The 2,976-nt window shown below is 61.3% G+C and carries 3 protein-coding genes; all 3 read right to left on the bottom strand.

The window, feature by feature from the left end; genetic code table 11:
• On the bottom strand, positions 1-968 hold a 968-nt coding region (locus ACESL8_RS12135), incomplete at its 3' end, for a PQQ-dependent sugar dehydrogenase (protein ID WP_372919215.1).
• A 133-nt stretch (positions 969-1,101) separates the two neighbouring features.
• Positions 1,102-1,422 carry a 2Fe-2S iron-sulfur cluster-binding protein gene (locus ACESL8_RS12130; protein WP_372919213.1) on the bottom strand — a complete coding sequence of 107 codons (321 nt, stop codon included), beginning with the start codon at positions 1,420-1,422 and terminating at the stop codon, positions 1,102-1,104.
• Positions 1,423-1,448: 26 nt separating this feature from the next.
• Positions 1,449-2,792: a cytochrome P450 gene (locus ACESL8_RS12125; RefSeq protein WP_372919211.1), complete on the bottom strand. Its 1,344-nt coding sequence runs from the start codon at positions 2,790-2,792 to the stop codon at positions 1,449-1,451.
• Between the last annotated feature and the right edge of the window lie 184 nt (positions 2,793-2,976).

Below are 2,976 nucleotides of genomic sequence, written 5' to 3'. Positions count from 1 at the left end.
GGTGCACCCTTGCCGGAATGGAAAACCATGCCCGACGGCCCGATCACCGGGTCCCAATAATAAACCGGCTGTTCCATCCCGGGCGCCTGCGTGGCGTTGCCGGCAATCGGCTTGCCGCTGTATTCCTCGCCGTAGCCGATGCTGGGCCAGCCATAATCGCGGCCCATCTGGATCTGGTTCAGCTCGTCACCGCCCTGCGGGCCGTGTTCCACTTCCCACAGCCGGCCGCGCGCATCCAGGGCGGCGGCCTGCACGTTGCGATTGCCATAAGACCAGATTTCCGGCCGCACGCCGGCTGCATTCACGAACGGGTTGTTTCTGGGGACCGTGCCATCGCGGTTAACCCGCACGATCTTGCCGATCAAACTGTCCATCTTCTGCGACTGTACGCGGCCGGGCAGAATGGAACGATCGCCTAGTGTGATGATCAGCGAGCCATCTTTGGGAAACACCAGCCGGCCGCCATAATGCTGGCTGGAATCGAGCGTGGGCAGTTGGTGAAAGATCACCGCCACATCGCGCATCTCGCTGCCCACCAGATGACCGCGCGCCACCGCAGTGCCGTTGCCGGCCGCGGTTTCATTGGCGCGTGGTTCGGCATAGCTCCAATAAATCCAGCCATCGCCAGGGTTGGCAACGCCCAGCATACCGCCCTGATTGCGGGCATCGGTGGCGGGCGTGCCCGTTACCGGCGTCTTGTTGCCATTGGCGGCCACGATGGTCAGCCGGCCAGCGGCCTTCTCGCTCACCAAAAAGCGCTTGCCGTCGAGCAACGCCGCGCCCCACGGCTTGTTCAGGCCCGTCGCCACTTCGGTCACCTGCAGTTTCGTGCGCGCCGTTACCGCTTCAGCGCGGGTCTGGCCGGCGAAGGCAGGCTTGTTTTCGGGAACGTTGGGCGCGGCCTGAGTAACCGGGGCAGCAAATGCGGGCGCGGCAATCAGGCCAGCGAGGATCAGGGTGCGCAGCATGAGGTTCTCCTTTGCCCCGGCTTATGCGGCGCGGCGGGAATGCGGGCAAGAGGGTGTGACGGGGATGTGTGTCTACCCAAATCAAAACGGGCAGCCGCTGCGGCCGCCCGTTCCGATCGTCAAATACGGTGGCTCAGTGTTGCGTCGCCGGCATGTGGATCTCAAGGCCGTCCAGCGCCGCGCTCGCCTTGATCTGGCACGCCAGCCGGCTGTTCGGCTTGGCGGTGTCTGCCAACTCGATCATCGCGTCCTCCTGCTCGGAACGAGTCCCCGTCAGGGCTTCCCATTGTTCGGGAATATAGCAGTGGCACGTGGCGCAGGCCGCGTTGCCGCCGCAGTCACCATCGATGCCGGGCACATTGTTTTGCAATGCCCCTTCCATCAGGTTTTCACCGTCTGGCACATTGACTTCGTGGCGAGCACCATTGTGCTCGACGTAAATGATCTTGACCATCTGTTCCTCGTTTCAAGCAGGCCAAATCAAGCCGGAATGCGGACCATCATCTTCTTGTAACCGCGCACGAACGCACTCGGCACCCGTTCCGGCTCTTCCAGCACTTCGATGGTGTCGAAGCGCTTGGCGATTTCCTCCCACAGGATCTTCAGCTGCAATTCCGCCAGGCGGTTGCCCACGCAGCGGTGGATGCCAAAACCAAAGCTCATGTGCTGGCGGGCGCGCGGCCGGTCGATGATGAAGGCATCTGGATCGGTGAGCACGCTGTCATCACGGTTGGCCGATGTGTACCACATCACCACCTTGTCACCCTTGTGGATAAGCTGCCCGCCCAAAACGGTGTCTTGCAGGGCAGTGCGGCGCATGTGGGCCAGCGGCGTCTGGTAACGGATGATTTCCGAAACCATGTTTTCCACCAATCCGTGATTGGCACGCAGTTTGGCATATTCGCCCGGGTTCTGGCTGAGGAAATACAGGCCGCCGGTGATCGAATTGCGGGTGGTATCATTGCCGCCCACGATCAGCAGCACCAGATTGCCCATGAATTCCATCGGCGGCATGTTGCGCGTTGCCGGATTGTGGGCGAGCATCGAAACAAGATCGCCGGTCGGTTCGGCATTCACCCGCTCGTTCCACAGCATGGTGAATTCCTGCAGCATGCCCAAAAGGATGCCCTGGCGTTCTTCCTTCGTCGGGGCGCCCGGCAGTTCCGGATCCGATGTCGAAATGTCCGACCAATAGGTCAGCATGCGGCGGCGTTCCTGGGGCCAACCAAACAGCGTGGCCAGCATGCGGCTGGTCAGTTCGATGGAAACCAGATCCACCCAGTCAAAAGCCTCGCCGCGCGGCAGGCCATCGAGCACTTCAGCGGTGCGCTCACGGATCAACGCCTCGTAGCTGGCCAGATTCTGGCCCGAAACGATCGGGTTGACGGCCTTGCGCTGCACGTCATGCTTGGGCTGATCCATGGCGATGAACATCGGCATGATGAAATCGGAATCCATGTCGAACAGCGTGATGCCGCCCAGCATCGCTTCGGAACTGAACACCTGATGGTTGGTGTCCACTGCCATGACGTCGTTCCAGCGCGTCACGTTCCAGAAACCGCGGTGGCGCTCGCTGTTCACGCTGGTGAAAAACACTGGTGCTTCGGCGCGCAGGCGCTTGAAATAAACATGGTTGGTATCGGATTCCCACCACAGCGGATCAGCGATATCAACTTCGGCAAGCGGCACACTGGCCAGATATGCCTCCAGCGTCGCCGTGTCGTGGTTGGGCAAATCGGGCCGAATGCGCGGCGGGAACGGCCAGCTCACGCTGCCTTGCGGCAGGGTTTGGGTGGTGCGGGTATCGGTCAGTTGCGTGGCCATGCGGTCCTCCGTTGCCCCGGTCGGGGAATGGTGCATCTCTCATTTACGGAGATACACTACGCAAAGGCGGTATTCCAGCCAAAAATACGGACACGGCCTCCGCATTTGTGCGGAGAAGACAGATGCAACTTATGGTGACGCCACACAGTACGTGAGCTTGCACAACAAGGTTGTGCCGCGGACC

Source organism: Sandarakinorhabdus sp. (assembly GCF_041689835.1).
GTDB lineage: Bacteria > Pseudomonadota > Alphaproteobacteria > Sphingomonadales > Sphingomonadaceae > Sandarakinorhabdus.
This window is presented reverse-complemented; position numbering and strand designations above follow the sequence as displayed.

Coding starts and splice junctions, on each gene's coding strand:
- ACESL8_RS12130 (WP_372919213.1), bottom strand. CDS start 1,422: ATGGTCAAGATCATTTACGTCGAGCACAATGGTGCTCGCCACGAAGTC.
- ACESL8_RS12125 (WP_372919211.1), bottom strand. CDS start 2,792: ATGGCCACGCAACTGACCGATACCCGCACCACCCAAACCCTGCCGCAA.